Below are 483 nucleotides of genomic sequence, written 5' to 3' on the forward strand. Positions count from 1 at the left end.
GAGAGAGAGAAACCACGCAGCAGAAAGAAGAAGTCGCTGGGCATAAAGGGTTGGGCCGCTGTTTTAGGTGGGATCGCAGTGGCGGGGGCCGCGGCGGTTACAGTGATGTACATACAGACGGGGAAGCAGTATCGCACTGTGTTTTTTCCGAATACGACAATTAATGGGGTTGATGCGTCGAAGAAGACTGTGGATGAAGTGAAGCAGCTGATTGCTTCTGGCATCGATGGATATACGCTGACCATAAAGGAGAGAGGCGGAGCGGAGGAAGTGATATCGGGCGATGATATTGGCCTGGAATCTGTCTTTGACGGCAGCCTCGAGAAGCTTCTGGAGGAACAGGAGCCTAATGACTGGTTCCGTCACAGAAAGACGCCTCAGTCTTTTGAGATCGATACGATGATCCAGTTTAATGAGGAGAAGCTTGGGGAAGTGATCGGTGCGCTTAAGTGTTTTGATGAGGCACAGGTGGTGAAACCACAG

Annotated in this window: 1 protein-coding gene; it reads left to right on the forward strand. The window is 51.3% G+C overall.

The features are described from left to right. A partial coding sequence (locus NE664_13565; protein MCQ4727660.1) for a hypothetical protein occupies window positions 1-483 on the forward strand: 483 nt, incomplete at both ends.

The organism is Anaerotignum faecicola (assembly GCA_024460105.1).
GTDB lineage: Bacteria > Bacillota > Clostridia > Lachnospirales > Anaerotignaceae > JANFXS01.